The organism is Paralcaligenes ureilyticus (assembly GCF_004346225.1).
GTDB lineage: Bacteria > Pseudomonadota > Gammaproteobacteria > Burkholderiales > Burkholderiaceae_B > Paralcaligenes > Paralcaligenes ureilyticus.
Genome location: NZ_SMAJ01000013.1, coordinates 19,337 through 41,977 on the forward strand (window position 1 = coordinate 19,337; position 22,641 = coordinate 41,977).

Genomic DNA, 22,641 nt, shown 5'->3' on the forward strand with positions numbered 1-22,641 from the left:
GAAAAAAATGAATCATTCCGAAAGCCCTGAGCTCACACTTGCTCGCCAACTGGTGGAGGCACGCCAGCGCGTATCGCCCATTGCCGACTTGTCTGCAGAGCTTATACCGTCGAGCGCCCAGGCTGCCTGTGTTGTGCAACAGGCGTGCCTGACACTGGCTGGCGCCAGCCTGGGCGGCTGGAAGGTTGGGGCGAAGTCGCTGACCGGGCCCATCCAGGGGGCGCCGCTGCCCATCGAAGGCCTGCACCCGAGCCCAGCGACGGTCAAGCGTTCGGCCTTCGGGGTGCTGGGACTGGAACTGGAAATCGCTTTTTATTTCGGCCGTGTCTTCGAGCCCAGGGAGCAGCCGTATTCGGATGAAGAGGTTGGGAGCGGACTGAAGGCTATGGCGGCGACGATCGAAATCGTGTCCAGCCGTTTTGCGGCATGGCCCAAGGTCGACAAGCTGGCGCAACTGGCCGATCTGCAGAATCATGGCGCGCTGATCGTCGGCCAGCCCGTGCCTTACCAGGCGACGTATCCTTTTACGAATCCGTCCATGACGTTTTCGTATGACGGGGCCGATATCATCCTTGGCGAGTCGCCATTCAATCCCGCGGGCGATCCGCGCCGCCTGCTGCCGTGGCTGGTGAATCACTGCATCGGGCAAGGTGTGGCTCTGACTCCGGAGATGAGTGTGACGGCAGGCTCCTACTCCGGCGTTCATTTTCCCGATCGGCCTGGCACGGCCATTGGGCAGATTGCCGGGCTGCCTCCTGTGCAACTTGTTATCGAGTAGGCCTGTCTTGCCATGGCGCACAAACTTTCCCCGTTGCCGATAAGGCCGATCCACCTTGTTCCGTCCGCTGCCGGTGGGCTGTCCACGCCGCTGCTTGCCCGGCTGCGCCGGGAGTTGCGAGGCGATGTGCTCTTTGATGCAGCCAGCCGCGGCCGCTATGCCACGGATGCGTCCATCTATCAAATCATGCCGATCGGGGTGGTGGTGCCGCGCGATCAGGCCGATGTGCTGCTTGCGCTCGAAATCGCCCGCGACCAGAAGGCGCCGGTCCTGGCGCGTGGCGCGGGTACGAGCCAATGCGGCCAGACGACCGGCGAGGCTCTGGTCATCGACACCAGCAAATGGCTTAACAAGGTGGTCGATTTTGATTTGCAGGCACGCACGGTCACGGTAGAGCCCGGCATGGTTCTGGATCATTTGAATGCCTGGCTGAAGCCGCATGGCCTATGGTTTCCGGTTGACGTATCGACGGCGGCGCAATGCACCATCGGCGGCATGGCCGGCAACAACTCGTGCGGATCGCGTTCGATCGAGTACGGCAATATGGTGCACAACGTGCGCGCCGTCGACGCGGTACTGGCCGATGGCACGCAGGCGCATTTCGGCTCTTTGCGCAATACGCCCGAGGGCACTCGCATGGCGGGCATTGTGCAAGGGTTGCGCGGCATTGCGGCCCGCGAGCGCGACGAGATTGCCGAGCGCGTTCCCAAGGTATTGCGCCGGGTGGCCGGCTATAACATTGATATTTTCGATTGCCAGAATCCGCGTGCCTATGCGGACGATGGCGTGGCCAATCTGGCCCAACTTCTGGTGGGTTCGGAAGGGACGTTGGCCTACAGCCGGCAATTGACCCTGGATGTCGTGCCTTTGCCTGTAAACAAGGTGTTGGGCGTGGTCAATTTCCCAACGTTCTACAAGGCGATGGATTCGGCGCAGCATATTGTCAAGCTCAAGCCCATGGCGGTGGAGCTGATCGACCGCACAATGATCGATCTGGCGATCGGCAATCCGGCGTTTCGTCCTGTCATCGAGCAGGCGCTGGTCGGGCAGCCCAAGGCCATTTTACTGGTCGAGTTCGCCGGCGACGATAAGGCCGCCCAGCTTGCGAGGCTGGGCGAGCTGGCTGACTTGATGGGTGACCTTGGGCTGCCGGGTTCCGTGATTTTCATGTCGGAAGCCTCGGCCCAGAAAGCGTTGTGGGACGTGCGCAAGGCAGGCCTGAACATCATGATGAGCATGAAGGGCGATGGCAAGCCGGTATCGTTCATCGAGGATTGCGCCGTGCCGCTCAATCATTTGGCCGAATACACCAGCAGGCTCACCGATGTGTTCCACAAGCACGGCACCGAAGGCACCTGGTATGCGCATGCCAGCGTGGGCACGCTGCATGTGCGGCCTATCCTCGATATGCGGCGCGACGGCGCGGTCAAAATGCGCGCGATTGCCCAGGAAGCGTCCGAACTGGTGCACGAGTATCAGGGAGCCTATTCGGGTGAGCATGGCGATGGGCTGTGCCGTGGTGAATGGGTGGCCTGGCAGTATGGCCCGCGCATCAATGAAGCCTTTCGTGAAATCAAGGCGCTGTTCGATCCCGACAATCGGTTCAGTCCCGACCGGATCGTGCGGCCGCCCAAAATGGACGATAGGCGAAACTTCCGCTTCGGGCCGGGTTACGACACCCCGGCGATCGATACGGCTCTGGACTGGTCGGCCTGGAACGTCGAGCGCGACCCCTTAAGCGGCGAAGAAAGCGCGGCGGGAACGGGCGGCGACAAGACGGGCGGTTTGGCCAAGGCCGTCGAAATGTGCAACAACAATGGCCATTGCCGTAAATTCGACGCGGGCACCATGTGCCCAAGCTATCGCGTCACCCGCGACGAGCAGCATGTGACGCGCGGGCGCGCCAATACCTTGCGGCTGGCCATTTCGGGGCAATTGGGCAGCGCCGGCCTGGCCAGCTTGGAAGTGAAAGAGGCCCTGGACCTTTGCGTGTCCTGCAAGGGTTGTAAACGCGACTGCCCGACGGGCGTCGATATGGCCAAGTTCAAGATCGAGGCGCGCAGCGCCTGGGCGAAGCGGCACGGCATCACCTTGCGCGAGCGTCTGATTGCCTTTATGCCGCGCTATGCGCCGCTGGCCGGCAAGCTGAGGTGGGCGATGGCGTTGGCCGACAACATCCCCATCGTTTCCGCTTGGTTGAAACGCCGCATAGGTTTTGCGCCGCAGCGTTCCCTGCCGCGCTTTAAGCCTGCATTCTTGTCCACAGTGAAGGCGCCGTCCGCCATCGGCGGCAGCGGCAAGGATGTTGTGTTGTTTGTCGATACCTTCAACAATAGCCTGGAGCCGGAGAATGCCCGGGCGGCGCAGCGCGTTCTGGAGGCGGCCGGCTATACCGTGCATTTCAATATCAAGGCCGGCGAGCGGCCGCTGTGCTGTGGGAGGACGTTTCTCGCGGCCGGCCTGGTCGGTCAGGCCAAGATCGAGGCGCGCCGCGTGCTCGATACATTCAAGCCGTTCGTTGAACGCGGGATACCGATAGTGGGTCTCGAACCGTCCTGCCTGCTGTCGCTGCGCGACGAGTTTCTCGATTATGGCTACGGCGATGAGGCGCGTCAGCTGGCCCGACAGGCTTTCCTGTTCGAGGAATTCCTGGTCAGGGAAAAGACGGCGGGGCGCCTGTCCTTGCCTTTGAAGGCTTTGGCGGTAGAGCAGGCGCTGGTGCATGGGCACTGCCATCAAAAGGCGTTCGGCGCTTTTACACCGGTGCAAACGGTGCTGGGGTGGATTCCGGGCCTGAAGGTATCTATTATCGAATCGTCCTGTTGCGGTATGGCGGGCAGTTTCGGCTACGAGGCCGAGCATATCGAGACGTCGTTGGCCATGGCTGAACTTACGCTGTTGCCGGCGGTGCGCCAGCGGCCCGCCGGTTCGGTAGTGGTGGCCGATGGAACAAGCTGCCGTCATCAAATCCATGATGGCGCCGACGTTGACGCCGTGCATGTGGCTTGTATTCTGGCTGCTGCGTTGTAGCGCCACCCCTTGTGGGTGGCATTCATCCTTCCGCATTAATCTTATCTTGCCTAGAGAATCCCATCGCCTTCGCTAGAACTTTCTTCTAGCCCCGCATCGTGGCCGGTCAAGGTGGATCGGGCTCTGACGGGCCCGGTCATGGCTGCGCCATGACTTCCCGCGCGCAGGACCGGCTTCGGGGCGGCGTGCGAACTCGCAGGGCGAATAGCCCACTGGGCTATTCGCAAGCGCCTGCTCAAACAGCGCACGCCTTGAATCCCCGAAGCCGGCCCTGCGCGCGGCGCGCCCGAATCGCCCGCCCCACCTTGACCGCCCACGACGCTCGATCGGTAGATGCTCGCGTGGTCGTTGGCGGATTTGATTGGCGCAATCGTTGCGCATATGGCGGCACCCTTAGTGAGTGCCAAATCGTTGATGTTGACGTACCCGTAGCGGGTGTAGCGGCAGCCCTTGTGGCTGCCACCAAAACCACTGGCGTACAAATTCGATCATCGTCTCTAAGGGAAAGCCGCTCGCCTGCGCGTTCAACATCTGCACGCCCTGTTTAGCGCTGCGCTTTAATCAAGAATGGCGGGCCGTCGCAATCCGATTTGCGTCGCCTGCTCGAAGGCGTAGGCCATTTGCAGCAGCTCGAACTCGCAGCGGTGACGGCCGACGATCTGTACGCCCACGGGTAACCCTGTTTCTGTAAAACCGCAGGGCACCGAAATGGCGGGGTGAGTAGTGGTGGTGACATAGTAAAGAGAGCGCATCCAATCGATGTAGCTCTCCATCTTTACGCCATCGATCTCGGTGACGTATTCCTGTTCGATCGGGAAGGGCGGCACCTGATTGACGGGAAATACCATGAATTCATAGGTCTGCATGAAATGATGTACACGCTGAAATAGCGCGGTACGCAGTTTTTCCACCTGCGCCAGTTGCGATGCGCTAAGCCGGCGACCGGCCTCGATGTCGCGCACGATTGTGCTTTTCATAACGCCTGGGTGCTGGTTCATGATTGGGCCGAGACGCAGCTCGAAGCTGTAGGCGCGCAGCGCCATGGCAATTTCATGCGCGTGGCGGAAATCGGGGCAGGCGTCTTCAACGATGCAGCCCAAGTCCTGAAATACGTGGCGCTGCGCGTCGATGGCTTGTGAAACCTGCTTGTCGATCGGGAGGCCGCCCATGGTCGGGCTAAAGGCGATGCGCACGCCTTTCAGGCTGCGCTCCAGAGGTGCCCGAAAGCGCGCGCCGTCTTCCGTGATGGATAGCGGATCGCGCGCGTCTGGCCCGGCCATGACGGACAAATGCAGCGCGATATCTTTGACGGTGCGCGCCATCGGCCCGCTGACGGACAGGCTGTCCCAGCCATTGTGTTCGGGGATTTGCGGAACGCGGCCGACAGAGGGCCGCAGCCCAACTGTATTGGTGTAATTGGCCGGACAGCGCAACGATCCGAACATGTCGGTGCCGTCGGCCAGTGCAACCATGCCTGTTGCCAGCGCAACGGCCGAACCTCCGCTTGAACCCCCGCATGTTCGGGACAGATCATAGGGGTTGCGTGTGGCGCCAAATACCGCATTGAATGTTTGCGAGCCGGCGCCGAATTCCGGCGTATTGGTTTTGCCCAGGCTGATGGCGCCTGCTTGCAACTGACGTTCGACGATCAGCGAGTTTTCGGTCGGCACGAAATGTTCGTAAATTTTGGAGCCGAAAGTGGTGCGCATCCCTTTGGTCAGCAGCAGATCCTTGTGCGCGACCGGCAGGCCGTGCAAGGGCCCCAGCGTTGCTCCATGCGCCTGAGCTTCATCGGCGGCCTTGGCTGCCGCGATCGCCTGCTCTGCATGCAATGTGATGATGGCGTTGACCTTGGAGTTAACGTTTTCGATACGGGCCAGATGTGCACTAACGGTTTCGGTTGCAGAGAGATGGCCGGCTCGAATGGCGGCCGCCATTTCGGTCGCTGTCATAGAACAAATATCATGATTCTGGCTCATTGGAATAAGCTCCCGACATCGTTGTATCGCGGACAAGGATGCGGTGCGCGAAATCTGTTGTGGTGTCCAGTGCGGATGCAGTCCTATGCGGCCTGGATTGGATCGTTGAACATTTTATCGTAGGCATCGCTATTCAATTGCTTTGATAATTCTTTCGAGACCTGTTGTAGCACGGCAATCTGGTGAGGGTGGGGCGGATTGGGAATATCCTGAATTGATCCGACAATGCCGATGGCGCCGGCCAGAATGTTGTCTTGGCGGAAAATCGGTGTGACGATCGTATTGACGCCCAACATCATTTCGCTTTCGGCGTATTCGTAAAACCGGCTCTTGATCAGCGCGAGCCGGGCCACTACCTTTACCCGGTCAGTCATGGATTTATCCGTTTCGGCAATCAGCTCCTGGCTCAATAATTTATGTTGCTCGGCTTTGGATGAGAACGCCAATACCAGGCGCCCGAATGCGGAACAGTGCGGCAGCGGCCGGTTGCCGGGTTTGACCGAGATGCACAGCCTGGCGTAAATGTTGTCTGCCGTGGCGATGACGACGGGCTGTCCATTGATGGGCACAGCCAGGACTGCTGTTTGCTTAAGCTCATCCCGTAGTTTGATCAAGTAGGGCTCAGCTCTGTAGCGCAGGTCGAACTGCGTTCCGGCGGCTTCTCCCAATTGAAATAGCCGCCATCCCAGCCGATATCGTTCAGTTGATTCTTCTTGTTCGACCAGGCCCGCTTCTCGTAGGGTCGCCAGATGACGATGTATACGCGGTTTCGTCTCACCCAGGGCATCGGCCAGATCAGTAATGCGCATTGCACGTCGTGCCAGCGCTATTTCATCCAGAATCCGGATAGCGACCCTAATGGCATCGACCGAGTTGGATTTGTGTGGCGGCGTGTCCGGGCCGGCCCTCCTTTTTTTGGGTTCAGGCTGAGGCATAGATATCATTTTTTCCAAGTCGTTCATGAGTAAACATCGTTATTTTAGAGTTGTCTGAAAACAATATTGAGTCATCATAAAGTAATATCTAGCGAAATTAAATATTGCCTGTCATAATAAAATTCGATATTATCTATTTCCAATGGAAAAGAATTTCGGTAGCCGTTACAAAAACCCTGGTGGCATCAAGTAGAGGGCTTTCTAATGAGGTCGGTTTCTTTATGGACAGGAAGGTCACCTGCAACGTCTTGACGGGCTTTCTCGGCAGCGGGAAAACGACTCTTCTCAATGCGTTTCTGCGTCAGCACGGAACAGGTGGCACCGCGGTTATCGTCAACGAATTTGGCGCTATCGGATTGGATCAATTCGTGTTTCAAGAAGTGGCCGATAACGTTTATCTTCTTGATTCCGGCTGTCTATGCTGCACGGTGACGCATTCTTTGCGCGAAACTCTGTTGCAAATCAAGGATGTGGCGGCCCAGGCGGGCCAAGCGGATTTACGGCAGGTCATCATCGAAACCACCGGCCTTGCTGACCCGCTACCCATTTTGCATGCGTTGCTGGGCGACCGGGTGCTGATGGATCACTTTCAACTTGGACAGGTCATTGCAACCGTTGATGCGGTTCAAGGCGCAGCGCAGTTGCATACCCATGGGGAATCGTTGCGGCAGGCCAGTGTCGCCGATCAACTGGTCATTACCAAAACCGATTTGGCCGGCGCCGCGCCATTGAAGGTGTTGCGCGGCTTGCTCAAGCAGGTGAATCCTCACGCGCAGGTCAGCGAATCGGCTGCCGGCCAAGCGGCGACATCGGTATTCGCGGTCGATGAGGTTTGCCGCAGTATGGCATTGCTTTCGTCCCAACAGCGCCATATCGAAAGCGGGGTGGCGGTCTCTCAATTTTCCGCGGCTCAGCCTGAAGAGGCCCATGACCATGGCATACACGATCACGGCATTGGATCATGGAGCGCGTTTATCGACGTACAACCGACCTGGGCCGGAGTGTCGGCGTGGTGGAATTTACTGGTGCATCACTATGAAGACCGCCTGCTGCGTTGCAAAGGGCTGTTGCGTATGGATGATGCGCGTCCGTTCGTGCTTATTCAAGGAGTGGGAAAGGTATTTCACAGTCCGACGTTTCTTGCGCGCTGGCCCGACGCCGATCCCCGTTCCAGATTGGTGTGCATTGGTTTGGATCTCGATGCGGGCTGGCTGCAGGACAGTGTGCGGGCATTGTCCATCGCTGAGCCCTCAAGCCGCCCGCTTACGCTCGATGAGGTCAATGATTGTTTGTCATGAAAGGAAAGAAATTGGCTGCTGACTATGTATTGCGTGGCGGTATTCTGGTAGACCACGAGACGGAGGGCACGCCCACCGATTTGTTGATTCTGGATGGAAAAATTGCGGCCCGGCTGGCGCCAGGGGTTGCTGTCGCTGAAGGCATGCCCGAGCAATCGGCCAAAGGGCTGCATGTGTTTCCTGGTTTGATTGATGCGCATGTCCATTTTGGTTTTGCGGAAAAAATCACCGAATATGAAACCGAGACAATTTATGCGGCTCAAGGCGGTTTCACGACGGTAATCGGCTATTTCCTGAATAACGAAGCCTATGCCGACGTCTTTCGGCGCGAACAGGAATATGCCAGGACCCGTGCCTATGTCGACTATGCGTTTCATTTCAGCGCGGCCAATGAGCGCCACATTGCAGAGCTGGAGGATTACGTTTCCACCTACGGCGTGACATCGTTCAAATATTTCATGAACTTCAAGGGCGAGGAAGGCCGATACCTTGGGCTTGATGGGACTGATGACAGCTATCTTTACGATTTATTGGCGGCAGCAGCGAAAATCGGCGACGTCACCATCGTTTGCCATACGGAAAATATTGAAATCGTTAATCATATTCGTCGCAAGTTGCAGGCCCAGGGTCGGGCCACTCTTAAAGACTGGTCCGCTTCCAAGCCTGCCTTTACCGAGGCCGAAAGCTGTGTGCGCGCCATGTATTTTGCCGAACACCTGGGCGCACGTTTATATATCCCGCATATCAGCAGCAGGCTGGCGCTTGACGAGGTGCGCAAATGGCGCCAGCGGTACGATAACGTGTACGTTGAGACCTGCCCGCATTACCTGACGCATACCGAGGATGCCGACCTTGGCAGCCTGGGTAAAGCCAACCCTCCATTTCGTACGGCCCAGGATGTCGAAGCCATGTGGGAAGGCTTGCGCGACGGATCGATTGACGTGGTGGCCTCCGATCATGTGCCGCGCAAGCGTGCCACGAAAGAGAAGCCGCTATGGCTGGCTTCGCAAGGTTTTCCCGGCACGGCGACTATTTTGCCCGTGTTGTTGCACGAGGGTTACCACAAGGGGCGCTTGAGCTTGCGGAGAATCGCCGAGCTTCTGACGGCGGCTCCGGCGAGGATTTTCAATCTGGCGCCTTACAAAGGTTCCCTTAACGTGGGCGCACAGGCCGATATAACGCTTGTGGACATTAACCGGGTTCGTACCGTCAATCCAGATGAATTGGGCTCGTATTCCGACTACAGCCTGTATGAGGGCCAGGAATTGAAAGGTTGGCCGGTACGCACGATTGTGCGCGGCCAGACGGTGATGGAAGATGGAAAAATTATCGGGCAGCCGGGCTACGGGCATTACCTGCATCGAAGTCTGCCGGCTACGCGAACAGGAGCGTGAAGTGAAACCTTGGGATGACATTATCAGTGACGACGAACAGCGCGCCTACCGGGCGGCCGGCTTTGGTCGCCCGGGCGGCATCGGCAAACGGCCGGCACTATTGATTATCGACGTACAGTATCGTACCGTGGGGACGACGCCGCTTCCATTTTGGGAATCCATTAAAGAATTTCCCACGAGCTGCGGCGAGGTTGGCTGGCATGCCGTCGATCATATCAAGCTGTTGCTCGATGAGTTTCGTCTCCGTGGCTGGCCGGTACTGTACCCGCATGTTGCGCCGAAAAAGAAAACCGATGGTGGGCGGTTGGCGCAGAAAGTGCCGGCCATTATGAATATTCCGGCGCATGGCTATGACTTCGTGACTGAAGTTGCGCCTCGCGAGGGAGATATTCTGCTTCCCAAAAAGCATCCCAGTGCGTTTTTCGGCACTGCTTTGGCGAGCCATTTAATCGATCTGCAAGCGGATACGCTGATTGTTACGGGCTGCACGACGAGTGGTTGTGTGCGCGGCAGTGTGGTGGATGCCTTTTCTTTGAATTTCAAGGTACTGGTTCCACAAGATGCGGTGTATGACCGAAGCCGTGTTTCTCATGCGGTTAATTTATTTGATATGTCCGAAAAATACGCTGATGTCGCCTCTACTGAGGCGGTGCTGGCGCAATTAAGAAAAGTTGAAGCTTAACGTTCAATCGTCACACACATTCAACACCTTCCATTCCGTCAAGGAGACAAAATGAGCAAAATGAATCGACGCCAGATGCTGAAATTATCGGCGCTTGCACTGGGAGCCACAACGGTACCGTCTTATGTATGGTCGCAGGGCAAAGCGGGTTCGCTGAAGTTTGGCCTGGCTATGCCGCTGTCGGGTTCGCAGGCGCTGTACGGCGCCGATCAGGTCAAAGCGGCACAGTGGGCCGTCAGCGACATCAATGCCAAAGGCGGCGTTGATGGGCAGATGCTGGACATGATTGTGCTGGATACTCAGGCCGACCCGCAGTTGGGCATCAGTACAGTCAATCGTTTGACCAGCGTCGATAAGGTGCCTGTGTTCATCACTGCCTGGAGCGCCGTGGTCAAGGCGGTCGCACCCATCGCCAATCGTGAGAAGGTGCTGGAACTCAGTGTGGGTGCGAATTCACCCGAGATTGCCAAGCTTGGTGACTATGTATACACCACCTTCCCGCTGGCCGATGTGGATGTGAGCGCTCTGGCGACCTATACCTATAACACGCTGGGCAAGAAAACGGCTGCGGTTCTATATATCAATAACGACAGCGGCGTCGAGGGCGCGCGGATATACAAGAGTGTGTTTGAAAAGGCCGGCGGCAAGATTGTGGCCTACGAGGCCTACGATACCAAGGCCACGGAATTTACCGGAGCCTTGCTTAAATTGCGCGTCGCCAATCCCGATATTGTGCATATTCAGGGGCTGGTTTCCGATTTGCCGCAAGTTATCGCGCAAATGCGGCAACTGGGGCTAAAGCAGCGAGTGTCGACCTATTCGGCCGGGTATAACCCCAAAGTCATCGAGCAGCTGGGCACTGCCGCCGAGGGGCTAATTGTGACGTCGCTGGCCCCCGGCGAGAACGATAACCCCAACGTGGCGGCGTTCATCGAACGCTGGAAAAAGACCGAGCACCGGGTGCCCAATGGATTGCCCTACACCCAATACTTGTATGACGGCCCGTATCTTGTCGCTGACTTATATAAATGGGTAAAAAAGAACAAGCTGCCCGCTACCGGCGAGAATATGCGCAAAGCGTTGCTTGCCGTCAAAACATTCGATTTGCCCATGACTGGCGGCCTTGTGGTGGGAGAGGATCATCGGGTCAAAAAACCCGTGTATTTGCTGACGGTGAAAGATGGCCGGTTCGTTCCGCTGGCGACTATCAAATAAAAAATAATGGGCGAGCGTATGGTTGCGTGAGCGGCCAATATGCTCGTTCCAGGTTCGCGGAGGACCGATGTGATTGATGTCTCCATCTTGCTGCAGATTGTGTGGACCGGACTGGCCGCGTCGACTTACGCGATACTGTTTTCAGTTGCCTTCTCGTTGGTCTTGAAGGTTGTGAAAATCTGGAATTTTGCGCAGGCTGGGCTGATGGCCGTCGCGTTTTACGGCATGTATGCAGCGCATAACTGGCTGCATTGGCCGTTGTGGTCCAGCGTTCTGTTCGGTTTGGCCGTCACGATTTCGGCCAGCCAGTTCATGGATATTTACGGCTTGCAGGTTTTGCGGGCCCGAAAATCACCCAGCTTAACGTTTTTTATTTTCACCTTGGTGGTGTCTGAATTCCTGGCCTATCTATTGGCCATGATCTTCGGCACGGAGCCTCTGTCTCTCACACAAAGCATTATGTCGCCGGTCGAGATCGTCCACGGCATTGTCATCAGCCATTGGGACATGAAGGCTCTGGCGATCACCGCCGTGTTGCTGCTGCTGTTGTCCATCTTCATCGGCAGGACACGGCAAGGGCAGTTCATGGCGGCCGTCGCCGACAACGCCGAGCTGTCGAAGCTGTATGGCATCAGTGTGAAGCAGGCCTATTTTATGACCTTCCTGATCACGGCCATATTGATTACCGCCGGTATGTATCTGTTTGGCACGCGCGCCTCGATGATTCCAAGCACCCCGTTGGAAATGATGTTGTTTGCGGTGATCTCGACCTTGCTGGGCGGCATGGGGCGTATTTATGGGGCGGCATGGGCTGCTGTGGCGCTTTCGCTGATACAGAGCCTGAGCATTATCGTGATCCCTTCTCAGTGGCAGGGCGTTATTTTGTACGTGTTCCTGTTCGTGACGATTCTGTTCTTTCCGCAAGGCGTCAAGTTCAAAAAATTCAAACTATGGGCGCGTGGATAAAAATGATTGCTACTTCGACCAGGCCAGATGTTGTTCTTGCAACCAATGCACTGTCATACCGGGGGGTGTAAGGCATGGAATATTTTGTCTCGCTGGCGGTTTTAATTGGAATTTACGTCATCCTCAGTTCCAGCTTCAACTTGATTATCGGCTTTGGCGGGCTGATCAGCATTGCCCATCCGATTTTCTTCGCGATCGGTGCTTATACCACCGGGCTGCTGGCGATCCATTTCAATCTGAACCCGGTGCTTGCGGTTCTTTGCGGCGGCGGCCTCGCTTTTGTCGCGTCGATCATGTTGTCGCTGCCTTCGCTGCGTGTATCGGGCGATTACTTGTTGATAACCAGTATCGGATTTCAATTGGGTTTGCTTGAAATCATGAAGCATCTTGGCATAACGGGAGGTGCCAGCGGCCTGGGAGGCATTCCCAATATTGTTCATGGTTCGAATCGAAGCGCCGTATTCGCCGTGGTGTCCTGCGCTATGGCAGTGGTCGTGGTTTTGTTCATTCGCTGGCTGATTAACGGGCCTTACGGGCGGGCGGTCTCGGCGATGCGCGATGATGAATTGGCATTTTCCACACTGGGGCGAAATGCCATGAACATCAAACTGACAATCTTCGCGATCGGCTCGGGGCTGGCCGGCATTGCCGGCGGGATCTATGCCTACTATTACCAGTATGTGAGTCCTGAGCAGTTTGAAATTCTACAATCGGCAATGATCCTGACCATGGTCGTGGTAGGCGGCATGGGGTCGCACTGGGGGCCTGTCGTTGGCGCGATGTTGTTGTTGATCTTGCCGCAGGCAATCAGCTTTTTGAACCTTCCGTTAAGCATCATGGCGCCTTTGCAGGGGGTGATATTTTCATTGCTGGTTATTCTTTTTCTGTTCTTGCGCCCTCAGGGCCTTGTCGCGCCGCGCAAGCGTCAACACTGAGGAGGCATCATGGCAACGGTCATATCGCTCGATCAAGTCTGCAAACGTTTTGGCGGCATTGTCGTGGCCGATCAGATATCGCTGGAGATACAACGAGGCGAAATTCTCGGGTTGATCGGCCCCAATGGGGCAGGCAAGACGTCGCTGTTCAATTTGATCTCGGGTGTATTCCCGGTGGACTCGGGCTCCATTTCTGTAGGTGGCCAGAGTCTTGACGGCCTGCCTTTGCATCGCCGCGCCCGGCTGGGCGTGGCGCGCACCTGGCAGAATATGCGCCTGTTTTCGACAATGACCGCGTTGGAAAACATGCTGATCGCCCCGCGTGATTATCCGGGCGAACGGCTGTCCCATATCGTGTTGCATCCACGAAATCTCGCAAAAACCGATGCGGCGCTACGCGCGCAGGCCATGTCGATATTGGCCCGGATGAAACTTGATGCCATAGCCAACACCAGCGTTAATGACATCCCGTTTGGCCAGCAGAAGCTGGTCGGTTTGGCCCGTGCCCTCATGAATGATGGCGATTGCCTGTTGCTCGATGAACCTATGGCGGGAGTCGAGGGGCATGCCTACGACACGATGAAAGCGATTGTGCGCGAAGAGGCCGAGGGGGGAAGGGCGGTGTGCGTGGTTGAGCATAACGTCTCTTTCATCAAGGATTTATGCAACAGTGCCGTGTTCATGGCTAGCGGGAAAATTCTTGAGCGCGGCAGCGTCGAGAGCCTTCTTTCCAGCAAAACATTGGCCGAATTGTATTTCGGTGCATAAGCGTTCGAGAAAAGAGAGCCTACCGTGTTGAATGTCGATAACGTGAACGCCTATTACGGCAAGCTGCAAGTACTCCATGATCTGTCGTTGAAAATCGATGATGGGGAGCGCGTCGGAATATTTGGGCACAATGGAGCAGGCAAAACAACCCTGCTTAAAAGCTGTGTGGGCGATATGGCGCACATGACCGGGCGTATCGAGTATGGAGATCGGCGGGTTGTACCTGGACAGGTTCACCTGAACGTACGGGCCGGAATTGCATTCGTGCCGCAAGGGCACAACGTATTTCGCGATTTGACCGTAGAACAGAACCTGCGTATTTCCGGGCTGCTGCATGATCCGGCCTATAGCGAAACCGTGTGCCGGATATTTCCTGTCCTGGGCCAAAGAAAGCGGCATCTGGCGGGCTCCATGAGCGGTGGCCAGCAGCAGATGCTGGCGCTGGGAATGGGGTTGATGACGCGTCCGAGCCTGCTGTTGCTGGACGAACCTACGACAGGCCTGGCTCCCATCATTGTGAAGGACGTACTGGAATGCATCAGGCGGGTTAATCAGGATGAAGGCACGACGGTGGTCATCGTCGAGCAAAATGTACAGGCGGCCTTGAAACAGGTGGAGCGCGCGCTGGTGATCAAGTCGGGGCGCATTATTTTCGACGGCCCCAGCCAACAATTGCTGCAAGAAGAAAGCCTGTGGCATTTGTTCTGAGAAAGAACCGCCTCAATGCGATATCGCCGAGGAAATCGATATGAATGAACACGAACTGCGTGAAGCTGCAGGCCGTGAGTTGCAAGCGTTTGTCCAATGGTCTGTTAGCCAGGAGCTGGCCGATATTCCCGGTTCGGCGCGCAAGAAGGCTGTCATGATCATGGCCGATGACCTGGCAGCCATGCTTTCCGCCGAACAGGAGCCTCAAGTCATTGCGGCGCATGCAGGCCTTGTGAAGCGAGGGCCTGCAGGCCGTGCATCGTTGTTTCGAAATGGCCGGCCGCAATTATCGATGGCCCAGGCGGCTATGGGTAATGCCCTGGCCGCAAGCTGGAATGAACTCGATGAAGGCTATCGGAAGGCTGTTTGCCATGCCGGCCTCTACACCTTGCCGGTTTTGTTCGCCATAGCCGAAAGCGAGCATATCGCCACGTCCGAAGTGATACGCGCTGGCGTCCTTGCGTATGAGACGACTGCACGATTTGCCAAAACCTGGTCTTTTCCGGCGCTTAAAATTCATCCGCACGCCTTGTTTTGCGCGGTCGGCGCTACCGCGTCGATTGGATTCCTTCGCCGTCTGCCCGCCGATATCATGTTGGCCGCGCTTTCCAACGCCGCCACGCTCGGTGTGGTCGGCCCGTACAGCCAGGCCATACGGGGCGCCCTGGTTCGCAATACGTGGGCAGCGGCCGGAATCTCCAACGGCTTTCATGCGATTGAATGGGCCCAGGCCGGCATTGCGGGCCTGGCGCAGACCCCGCATGATGTTTATTTTGAAACGCTCGGAAGCGATGCCGATCCGGCCAGCCTGACCGAGGGTTTAGGCCAGGAATGGGCCGTCGCATCGGGCTACCATAAGATCAATGCCTGCTGCCAGTATGCCCACTCGGCCATCGAGGCCATGCAGCAGATAGTGCATGAACAGCCCGATCTGCTGGGCGGGGCCGATGTGCAACGTATTCGTATCAAAACGCATCGCCTTGGACTCACGCTTAACGACTATCAGCCCACGACCACTTTGGGGGCCAAGTTTTCATTGCCTCATGCTTTGGCCACGTCGTTGGTTCATGGTCACGGCGGCGCGGCCGCATTCGATTCCAAAGCGTTGCAAGACGAGCGTGTCAAGCGCCTGCGCGCACACGTCGATATGTCTTTGGTGGTGCAGGAACTGCCATGGCCGCAGGATCGGCCGGCTTATTTGACCGTTGTCAGGAAAGACGGGCGCGAACACACGGCGGTTTGCCTGAGTGCGCGCGGAGGCCCCGATCTGCCTTTCGACGATGAGGAGTTATGGGAAAAGATACGCGGCCTATCTCAAGCCACGATGCCGGGCCTGTTGCCTGCGATGCGGCGCCTGCACGCCTGCGTGGCTGAAACAGCACAACATGGCGACCTGGAGCGCCCTTGGGGGCAATGGGTCGATGTGTTTTTCAGTAATCGGCCTATCGAGCAGAACCTTGGCTAATGACAGGAATTCGCAGATTATGGACAAAAATGAAAATGCTTGGGACATGGAGGTCGACGTACTTGTTGTCGGTGCGGGCGGCTGCGGATTGGCGGCGGCGATTGCCGCGCATGATGAGGGGGCCGATGTTGCCATTGTCGAAAAGATGGACCGGCCCGGGGGCAATACCTCACTAAGCACCGGTTCCGTTCCGGGAGCGGGCAGCCGTTTTCAACGCGCGGCGGGTATCGCCGATAGCGCCCAAACAATGGTGGACGACCTGCGGCGTATTGCCGGCGAGCACGATTTGCCCGACGTCAGCCGCGCGCTCGTATCGATTTCCGCCGAGTTGTGCGAATGGCTGGTTGATCGTGTCGGCGTGCGGTTGAGCCTGATCACCGATTACTGCCATGTCGGCCACTCGGTTCCGCGCTTGCATGCGCCGGTCTCGCGGCGCGGACAAGACCTGATGGATGACCTCCTCGCCGCCGTCGCGCAACGCGATATTCCGTTGGCTGTCGGCAACCCGGTACAGTCTTTATTGCGATCGCAACAGGGCCGGGTCATGGGAGTGCTCGTTGCAGGAAAAGGAGTTCAAACCTCTCGAATCAAGGCATCCAAAATTATTCTTGCGTGTAACGGATTTGCCGGCAATCGTGCTCTGGTCAAGGAATTTTGTCCCGAGATCGCCGGCGCCGAGTATTTTGGAGCCCTGGGCAGCACGGGTGAAGCGGTTGGGTGGGGCCGCGAATTGGATGCAGGCCTGGCCAATATGCAAGCCTATCAGGGCTATGCGGCGGTCGCTTATCCTCATGGGTCGCTGTTGTCCTGGACCACAATTGAAAAAGGCGGAATATTGGTCAATGCGGCTGGCGAGCGCTTTGGTAATGAGGATTTGGGCTATTCCGCATATGCCCGGCAAGTGCTTGCGCAGCAAACGCCGGTTTTTGCCATTTTTGACGAACGCATTAAAACGATCGCCTCCAAAGAAGAAGAATTTCGCGAACTGGCCGATCACGGTGGCATCAAATCGGCGGCGACCGTTGCCGAACTTGCCGCTAGTTTCAATTTACCGGCTGCGGCCCTGGCACGGACGGTGGATGCCTATACGATGGCTGCCGGCGCACAGGGCGATGATGTTTTCGGCCGACGCAAATTCGGCATGGCGCCTTTGCAGGGGCCGTTCTGGATATGCCGGGTTACGCCTGGCCTGTTTCATACGCAAGGCGGCTTGGCGATTGATGCGGCCGGCCGCGTATTAAAGGCCGACGGCGAGCCGATTCCCAATTTGTTTGCGGGCGGAGGCGCTGCGGGAGGGATTAGCGGCCGGGCCGGCGCGGCCGGCTATGCCTCGGGCAATGGCCTGTTGTGCGCGTTGGGTCTGGGTTATTTAGGTGGTAGAGCCGCTGCCGGGGAATTGCGTGCGGCTTTCAAGAGAGAACCTTCGTGACCTTAAGTGAGATCGTCAGCGATTTTGCCTTGTCGCTGCGCTATCAGGATATTCCCGCTGACGTCAACGAGTTGGCCAGGCTGCATACCCTCGATGCCATAGGAGTGGGCGTGGCGGCGTCGGCGGGCGCGGTCCAGCGCAATATGCTCAATCGCATGGTGCAGGGTCAGGGTGCGAGCATGCGAGGCTGTAGTGTATTGGGCGATTCTCGTCAGACGGCCGCCGCGACGGCGGCTCTTTTGAATGGAACATTCATCCACGCTCTTGAGTACGATGATACGCATATGGCGTCTATCGTCCATGGAAGCGCCGTATTGGTGCCTAGCGCTCTGGCCGCGGCCGAACAGAACGCGCTTACCCTGGCCGATTTAATACGATTGATCGTTATCGGCTGGGAAGTCCTGATCCGGGTCGGCCTTGCTGCTCCCGGCGCGTTTCAGCGTCGCGGTTTTCAGGTCACTTCGGTGGCCGGCACGCTGGTGTCGGCGTTGATGGCTTCCCTTGCCTCTGGCGCGACACGTGATGAACTGGTGTCTGCGCAAGGCATTGCGGGTAGTCAGGCATCAGGGATATTCGAGTTTCTGGCTGAAGGCTCTACCGTAAAGTCGCTGCATCCGGGCTGGGCGGCGCACGCCGGTGCGCTGGCGGCCCAACTGGCGGCGGCTGGAATGACAGGGCCCTCCACGGTATACGAAGGCCGTTACGGTTTATATAACACCTACACCGACGCGCAGGGCGCCGCCGACAACTTGCGGCGGCAACTCGCAAGCCTGGGCGAGCATTGGTTTTTGCGCGAAGCGGCGTTTAAGCTCTTTCCGTGTTGCCATTACATTCATCCGTTTCTTGAGTGTGCGCAACAACTGAAGTCGCAATGGGGCTCGACATTGGCTGTTGACTCCATCGAGTGCCGTGTTCCGGCGGGGGCCGCGGCGATTATTTGCGAACCTTGGGAACGCAAGCAGCAGCCGAAGGTCTTGAATGAAGCCAAGTACAGCCTGCCGTATTGCCTGGCTTTGGTTCTTCTTGATATTCCTGTCGTTGCTGCGCATTTTATCGACGGCGAGGTGAACGCGCAGGCGGTCGCTCTTGCCCGGAAAATATCGTGGATTCCGCTGTTGCACGATAACTTCCCGACCCAGTTCGAGGCGGAGATAAGCATCACTTTGAATGATGGGAAAAAAATTAATGCACGCGTCGATCAGGTCAAAGGCAGCGCACAACGGCCGGCATCAACCACCGAAATTCAAGCCAAGTTTCTATCGAATACCAAAAACCTATATGCCCCCGAGGCGCAGCAGCGCCTGATTCATACATTGCTCGCTGCTGCGCCCGATACGCGAGTCGCCGACCTGAGTGCGGATTTGCGCGCGTCTGGCTGCAACTGACGGTGCCGCTACAAAACGTGTCCGTAGCGGGTGTAGTGGCAGCCCTTGTGGCTGCCAAAATCGTTGCCAATCAAGATGGCACTTGCAGAGGCATACCAGTGAATTATGCGGCACCATCTGACAGCAGAAGCATGACGTTCGTTCGCCATCGAGTGGAGCTCCCATCAAGTGTCGGCAGCGCCTGTTTGGCCTCTCAAAGGCGCCAAGAGCGGCGATAGGCCGTTATGATCGATTTCCTGCATCAATGCCAACAAGCGGCCGATCTCGCCTTTGGGAAAGCCTTCGCGGGCAAACCAATTAAGATAATGTCCCGGCAGATCGGCAATCAGGCGGCCCTTGTACTTGCCGTAAGGCATGGTACGCGTCACCAGGAGTTGCAGGTCTTCGGGGTTCATCGTCGCCAGCCTTTGTTGCCGCTAACGGAGCCTGATTCGTATGGATTGGCTTATCACATGCGCAACAGTCCCAAACACCAGCCCCCAGAACGCGCTGCCTATGCCCATGAGCGTGAGTCCGGACGCAGTCGTTACAAACGTGATCAGGGCTGCCTCGCGTCCGCTCGCCTCGTCAAGTGCCCCCGCCAGGCTGTTGCCGATAGTGCCCAGTAGCGCCAGGCCTGCGATGGCCGCCACCAGTTCCGGAGGGAAGGCCGTGAACAGCCCAACCACCGTTGCGCCGAAAATACCGGTTGCCAAGTAAAAGAGCCCAGCCCATATCGAGGCCAGATAGCGCTTTTCGGGATTGGGGTCGGCGTCCTTGCTCATGCAGATGGCCGCGGTAATGGCGGCCAGATTAAAGGAAAAACCGCCAAACGGGGCCAGCAGCAAACCCGTTATTCCCGTCCAGCTGATAAGCGGCGATGCCGGCACTTGATAGCCGTTGGCGCGCAGCACCGCCAGGCCCGGTACATTCTGGGAAGTCATCGTGACGATGAACAGAGGAATGCCGACCCCGATCAAGGTTGAAACGGAAAAGCTGGGCATCATGAATACGGGGGTCGCAGGAGCCCAGATCAAGGCATCAAGCTGTAGAAGGTTTTGCACCGCTGCCCACACAATACCTACCGCCAGCGCCAGCGGAACGGTATAGCGAGGCAGCCATTGCCGGGCCAGCAAAAAGGTGAGGAACATGAGGCCGACCAGCACCAGTTGGGTCTGCATGGCGGTAAACAGGTTCATCCCGAAGCGGATCAGTATCCCGGCCAGCATGGCCGAGGCAATGGCCTTCGGGATGTAATGCATGATTTTTTGGAACCAACCTGTGATTCCGCATACCGTTATCAGAAGCGAGCAAAAGAGGAAGGCGCCAATCGCCTCGGACATGCTCAGGCCGGTCAGGCTGGTGGCCAGTAGTGCGGCACCGGGCGTGGACCACGCCGTCAGCACCGGACTGCGGTAATAGAGGGACAGCCCGATGCAGGTTACGGCCATGCCTACGCCCAGAGCCCAGAGCCATGAGTCCAGTTCGGCTGGAGTTGCCCCGGCGGCGTGCGCCGCCTGAAAAACAATGGCTACCGAGCTGGTGTAGCCGACAAGTACCGCAATGAAGCCGGCAGAAATGTGGGAAATCTTGAACCAGTTGCTCACAGCGGCCCTTCTTGGCTAAGAACGTGTGGCGCCATTCTTTTATCGGGCGCAAAACCGGCATGCTCAACACTTGAGGGCGGTTTCTAATTTAGATAACTAGATGGTGCCCCCCCCGTGAGTCGAACACGGCACCAACGGATTATGAGTCCGCTGCTCTAACCAAGCATGAGCTAGAGGGGCAAATGAGGCCGGCCATCTTGGCTATTTGCGTGCTGCAAGTGCAAAAACGATGGCCGCATCACCAAGCGCGAAATTATCGCACAATCCGAAGATCGTTGCTGGACAAGGGCTTGCCAGCTTCAGACCTTCCAAGAATACGTGCTTTTCTTGTTTCCCTAACTCCGACACTATGGGGACAAATTGTTGAGAAAATCACCGTCTAAAAGAGGCAATTTATTAAGAAAATCGCTGTTTTTAGACAGTAAGAGCGTTATTACACAGAAAAGGGCGCTTGTGTTGCACTATTACTATTTATTATCAATGGGTTATTGATGATTTAACAGTGGAAATTAAGGGTGTTTACTCGGCAACGCGATGCACGAAATTGTCACCACAGTGTCACCGGAAAACGGCCTGTGCCAAGCGCTCTCCCTGCAAGTGGTGGGGTTGCCTAGGCCGGCGTGTTTAATGGCTTGCGGGGGCGAATTGCTGCGGTATGGAGTAGCCGCGCTCTTTTGAAGCTTTTAAGTGCGCCGCCTCTTTCTCTGTCGGGTGTGGGACAACCTTGCTCAAGGTTTCTGCCCATACTACTATTCCGAAATCCAGTTCGGCGTCAGATGTCAAAACAAGGAGATAAATGATGTGCAAATCATGTGTAAAGAGTGCCGTACTGGGCAATTCGCCCGCGTCGCCTTCCAGGCGGGCTGCCATTGGCATGATGGGTGCGCTCTCATTGCTTGGCATATCTACAGCGGGCGGGGTTGCGTACGCAAAATCCCCACCCAAACCGGGTAACGTACTTTCACCCGATCAGGCAATTAAGCGCTTGATGGAAGGAAACAAGCGGTACACCTCGGGTAAGACCCAGAGCCGAAGCTTTGCCTCGACACGTGCAGTATTGGCCGGTGGGCAAAATCCCTATGCTTCTATTTTGAGCTGTGCTGATTCGCGCGTCAGCCCCGAATTATGTTTCGACGAAGAAAGGGGTGATCTGTTCGTGACGCGCGTGGCAGGCAACTATGTAACCACCGATATTCTGGCAAGCTTGGAATATGGCGTCGCAGTTCTGAACTCGCCGCTGATTATGGTGCTGGGACATACCAGTTGTGGCGCGGTGAGTGCGACTGTCAGTGCACTGGAAAAACACGCCGAATTTCCAGGCCATATTCAAAGCATCGTCACGGCGCTGATGCCGGCCGTACGCGCCGCCGCTTCCAAACCCCATCAGGGTACATTGCTTCACGCGGCTACCATTCAAAATATCAAACAGAACGTCCAGCAATTGCAAGAAGCCACGCCAATACTGAGCAAGGCGGTTCAGGCCGGCAAGGTCAAGGTCATCGGCGGCCTCTATGATCTCAAAACAGGGCGGGTAGAGCTCGTCGCATAAGCATCAGGAGGAACCCGGATCTATGAGCTAATGGCCTCTCCCTATTGTTTGGCAGAGTGTACGGCTGGGGATCACCGAAAACGCAATCTTCAGTCTACCGTCTGCCGTTGACCATTGTTGGCGTAATTTTTTTCAGGTAGGTAGACAGGGCTTTGCGTAGCGTCGGCGCATCTTGCTTGCCAAACTCAAAGACGCCGCGCTTGATCGCGTCTTCAGTTTGGATAGCCCACGTGTGCGCTGATCGCTTGTCTAAAAATGTTTTATTGACTATCGGGTTGCCTGTTACTCGGATACGCACTGAGTTTTTGTAGCGGCACCCCTTGTGGGTGCCAAATCTGTTAATAGCCGGATCGTGTCTTGCGTCGATGACAGGCACGAGGCCTGTCGCTACAAGAACGTATCCCTGCGATGTCGATTAGTCTGCCGTCCGGTCTTGCGAGATTGCATAAAGCAGGCTACCGTACACGAGGGAAATGAGAAGCCCGGCGCTGTTTATCGGCGCTATGCGCTCGCCTGCAACAGGCGTGCGGCCTGCAAAT

At 56.9% G+C, this 22,641-nt stretch carries 20 protein-coding genes and 1 tRNA gene; 14 read left to right on the forward strand and 7 right to left on the reverse strand.

Features of this window, described 5'->3' with window-relative positions; translation table 11 throughout:
• Positions 1-7 precede the first annotated feature (7 nt).
• Entirely contained in the window at positions 8-778 is a 771-nt protein-coding gene (locus tag EDC26_RS14820) for a 2-keto-4-pentenoate hydratase (RefSeq protein WP_132584007.1), read from the forward strand.
• A gap of 12 nt (positions 779-790) precedes the next feature.
• Positions 791-3,808: an FAD-binding and (Fe-S)-binding domain-containing protein gene (locus EDC26_RS14825; RefSeq protein ID WP_132584009.1), complete on the forward strand. Its 3,018-nt coding sequence runs from the start codon at positions 791-793 to the stop codon at positions 3,806-3,808.
• Between the two features lie 557 nt (positions 3,809-4,365).
• On the opposite strand, the gene EDC26_RS14830 is transcribed toward EDC26_RS14825, so the two are convergent.
• Both EDC26_RS14830 and EDC26_RS14835 read right to left on the reverse strand, forming a co-directional pair.
• Positions 4,366-5,787 (reverse strand): amidase, encoded by a 1,422-nt coding sequence (locus EDC26_RS14830; RefSeq protein ID WP_132584011.1) that lies wholly within the window; start codon positions 5,785-5,787, stop codon positions 4,366-4,368.
• 83 nt (positions 5,788-5,870) lie between these two features.
• A complete protein-coding gene (locus EDC26_RS14835; RefSeq protein ID WP_132584013.1) occupies positions 5,871-6,749 on the reverse strand; it encodes an IclR family transcriptional regulator in 879 nt (292 codons plus the stop codon).
• A gap of 194 nt (positions 6,750-6,943) precedes the next feature.
• On the opposite strand from EDC26_RS14835, the gene EDC26_RS14840 reads away from it, so the two are divergent.
• The 11 genes from EDC26_RS14840 (at position 6,944) to EDC26_RS14890 (ending at position 18,967) form a co-directional block, all read left to right on the forward strand.
• Positions 6,944-8,020 carry a CobW family GTP-binding protein gene (locus EDC26_RS14840; RefSeq protein WP_132584015.1) on the forward strand — a complete coding sequence of 359 codons (1,077 nt, stop codon included), beginning with the start codon at positions 6,944-6,946 and terminating at the stop codon, positions 8,018-8,020.
• The gene (locus EDC26_RS14845; RefSeq protein WP_132584017.1) at positions 8,017-9,414 is read left to right on the forward strand and encodes a dihydroorotase; all 1,398 of its coding nucleotides are present in this window, start codon (positions 8,017-8,019) and stop codon (positions 9,412-9,414) included. Before EDC26_RS14840 ends, EDC26_RS14845 begins: the two co-directional genes overlap by 4 nt.
• The gene (locus tag EDC26_RS14850; protein WP_132584019.1) at positions 9,338-10,096 is read left to right on the forward strand and encodes an isochorismatase family protein; all 759 of its coding nucleotides are present in this window, start codon (positions 9,338-9,340) and stop codon (positions 10,094-10,096) included. Before EDC26_RS14845 ends, EDC26_RS14850 begins: the two co-directional genes overlap by 77 nt.
• A 51-nt stretch (positions 10,097-10,147) precedes the next feature.
• A complete protein-coding gene (locus tag EDC26_RS14855) occupies positions 10,148-11,311 on the forward strand; it encodes an ABC transporter substrate-binding protein (protein WP_132584021.1) in 1,164 nt (387 codons plus the stop codon).
• Between the two features lie 69 nt (positions 11,312-11,380).
• Complete coding sequence (locus tag EDC26_RS14860; RefSeq protein ID WP_165931042.1) at positions 11,381-12,277, forward strand: branched-chain amino acid ABC transporter permease; 897 nt, start codon at positions 11,381-11,383, stop codon at positions 12,275-12,277.
• A gap of 74 nt (positions 12,278-12,351) precedes the next feature.
• Positions 12,352-13,212: a branched-chain amino acid ABC transporter permease gene (locus EDC26_RS14865; RefSeq protein ID WP_132584025.1), complete on the forward strand. Its 861-nt coding sequence runs from the start codon at positions 12,352-12,354 to the stop codon at positions 13,210-13,212.
• A 9-nt stretch (positions 13,213-13,221) separates the two neighbouring features.
• Positions 13,222-13,980, forward strand: a complete 759-nt coding sequence (locus EDC26_RS14870; RefSeq protein WP_132584027.1) for an ABC transporter ATP-binding protein — start codon at positions 13,222-13,224, stop codon at positions 13,978-13,980.
• Positions 13,981-14,004: 24 nt separating this feature from the next.
• Entirely contained in the window at positions 14,005-14,688 is a 684-nt protein-coding gene (locus EDC26_RS14875) for an ABC transporter ATP-binding protein (RefSeq protein ID WP_132584029.1), read from the forward strand.
• Between the two features lie 40 nt (positions 14,689-14,728).
• The gene (locus tag EDC26_RS14880; protein ID WP_132584031.1) at positions 14,729-16,153 is read left to right on the forward strand and encodes an MmgE/PrpD family protein; all 1,425 of its coding nucleotides are present in this window, start codon (positions 14,729-14,731) and stop codon (positions 16,151-16,153) included.
• Positions 16,154-16,172: 19 nt separating this feature from the next.
• Entirely contained in the window at positions 16,173-17,582 is a 1,410-nt protein-coding gene (locus EDC26_RS14885; RefSeq protein WP_243700932.1) for an FAD-dependent oxidoreductase, read from the forward strand.
• On the forward strand, positions 17,579-18,967 hold the full coding sequence (locus EDC26_RS14890; RefSeq protein ID WP_165931043.1) for an MmgE/PrpD family protein: 1,389 nt from the start codon (positions 17,579-17,581) through the stop codon (positions 18,965-18,967). The genes EDC26_RS14885 and EDC26_RS14890 overlap by 4 nt, the downstream gene beginning before the upstream one ends.
• A 164-nt stretch (positions 18,968-19,131) precedes the next feature.
• On the opposite strand, the gene EDC26_RS14895 is transcribed toward EDC26_RS14890, so the two are convergent.
• The 4 genes from EDC26_RS14895 to EDC26_RS20170 form a co-directional block, all read right to left on the reverse strand.
• Positions 19,132-19,362 (reverse strand): DUF3820 family protein, encoded by a 231-nt coding sequence (locus tag EDC26_RS14895; protein ID WP_132584035.1) that lies wholly within the window; start codon positions 19,360-19,362, stop codon positions 19,132-19,134.
• Between the two features lie 21 nt (positions 19,363-19,383).
• Positions 19,384-20,553 (reverse strand): benzoate/H(+) symporter BenE family transporter, encoded by a 1,170-nt coding sequence (locus EDC26_RS14900; RefSeq protein ID WP_132584037.1) that lies wholly within the window; start codon positions 20,551-20,553, stop codon positions 19,384-19,386.
• A gap of 101 nt (positions 20,554-20,654) precedes the next feature.
• Positions 20,655-20,733 (reverse strand) — tRNA-Ile (locus tag EDC26_RS14905).
• Positions 20,734-21,177: 444 nt separating this feature from the next.
• Positions 21,178-21,429: a hypothetical protein gene (locus EDC26_RS20170; RefSeq protein WP_165931040.1), complete on the reverse strand. Its 252-nt coding sequence runs from the start codon at positions 21,427-21,429 to the stop codon at positions 21,178-21,180.
• Here EDC26_RS20170 and EDC26_RS14910 point away from each other — a divergent pair.
• Positions 21,428-22,102: a carbonic anhydrase gene (locus tag EDC26_RS14910; RefSeq protein ID WP_243700933.1), complete on the forward strand. Its 675-nt coding sequence runs from the start codon at positions 21,428-21,430 to the stop codon at positions 22,100-22,102. The genes EDC26_RS20170 and EDC26_RS14910 overlap by 2 nt on opposite strands.
• A 94-nt stretch (positions 22,103-22,196) precedes the next feature.
• Here the strand turns inward: EDC26_RS14910 and EDC26_RS14915 are convergent, their stop codons facing one another.
• Positions 22,197-22,478, reverse strand: a complete 282-nt coding sequence (locus EDC26_RS14915) for a hypothetical protein (protein ID WP_132584039.1) — start codon at positions 22,476-22,478, stop codon at positions 22,197-22,199.
• Positions 22,479-22,641 lie beyond the last annotated feature (163 nt).

Coding starts and splice junctions, on each gene's coding strand:
- EDC26_RS14820 (WP_132584007.1), top strand. CDS start 8: ATGAATCATTCCGAAAGCCCTGAGCTCACACTTGCTCGCCAACTGGTG.
- EDC26_RS14825 (WP_132584009.1), top strand. CDS start 791: ATGGCGCACAAACTTTCCCCGTTGCCGATAAGGCCGATCCACCTTGTT.
- EDC26_RS14830 (WP_132584011.1), bottom strand. CDS start 5,787: ATGAGCCAGAATCATGATATTTGTTCTATGACAGCGACCGAAATGGCG.
- EDC26_RS14835 (WP_132584013.1), bottom strand. CDS start 6,749: ATGAACGACTTGGAAAAAATGATATCTATGCCTCAGCCTGAACCCAAA.
- EDC26_RS14840 (WP_132584015.1), top strand. CDS start 6,944: ATGGACAGGAAGGTCACCTGCAACGTCTTGACGGGCTTTCTCGGCAGC.
- EDC26_RS14845 (WP_132584017.1), top strand. CDS start 8,017: ATGAAAGGAAAGAAATTGGCTGCTGACTATGTATTGCGTGGCGGTATT.
- EDC26_RS14850 (WP_132584019.1), top strand. CDS start 9,338: ATGGAAAAATTATCGGGCAGCCGGGCTACGGGCATTACCTGCATCGAA.
- EDC26_RS14855 (WP_132584021.1), top strand. CDS start 10,148: ATGAGCAAAATGAATCGACGCCAGATGCTGAAATTATCGGCGCTTGCA.
- EDC26_RS14865 (WP_132584025.1), top strand. CDS start 12,352: ATGGAATATTTTGTCTCGCTGGCGGTTTTAATTGGAATTTACGTCATC.
- EDC26_RS14870 (WP_132584027.1), top strand. CDS start 13,222: ATGGCAACGGTCATATCGCTCGATCAAGTCTGCAAACGTTTTGGCGGC.
- EDC26_RS14880 (WP_132584031.1), top strand. CDS start 14,729: ATGAATGAACACGAACTGCGTGAAGCTGCAGGCCGTGAGTTGCAAGCG.
- EDC26_RS14885 (WP_243700932.1), top strand. CDS start 16,173: ATGGACAAAAATGAAAATGCTTGGGACATGGAGGTCGACGTACTTGTT.
- EDC26_RS14895 (WP_132584035.1), bottom strand. CDS start 19,362: ATGAACCCCGAAGACCTGCAACTCCTGGTGACGCGTACCATGCCTTAC.
- EDC26_RS14910 (WP_243700933.1), top strand. CDS start 21,428: ATGATGGGTGCGCTCTCATTGCTTGGCATATCTACAGCGGGCGGGGTT.
- EDC26_RS20170 (WP_165931040.1), bottom strand. CDS start 21,429: ATGCCAATGGCAGCCCGCCTGGAAGGCGACGCGGGCGAATTGCCCAGT.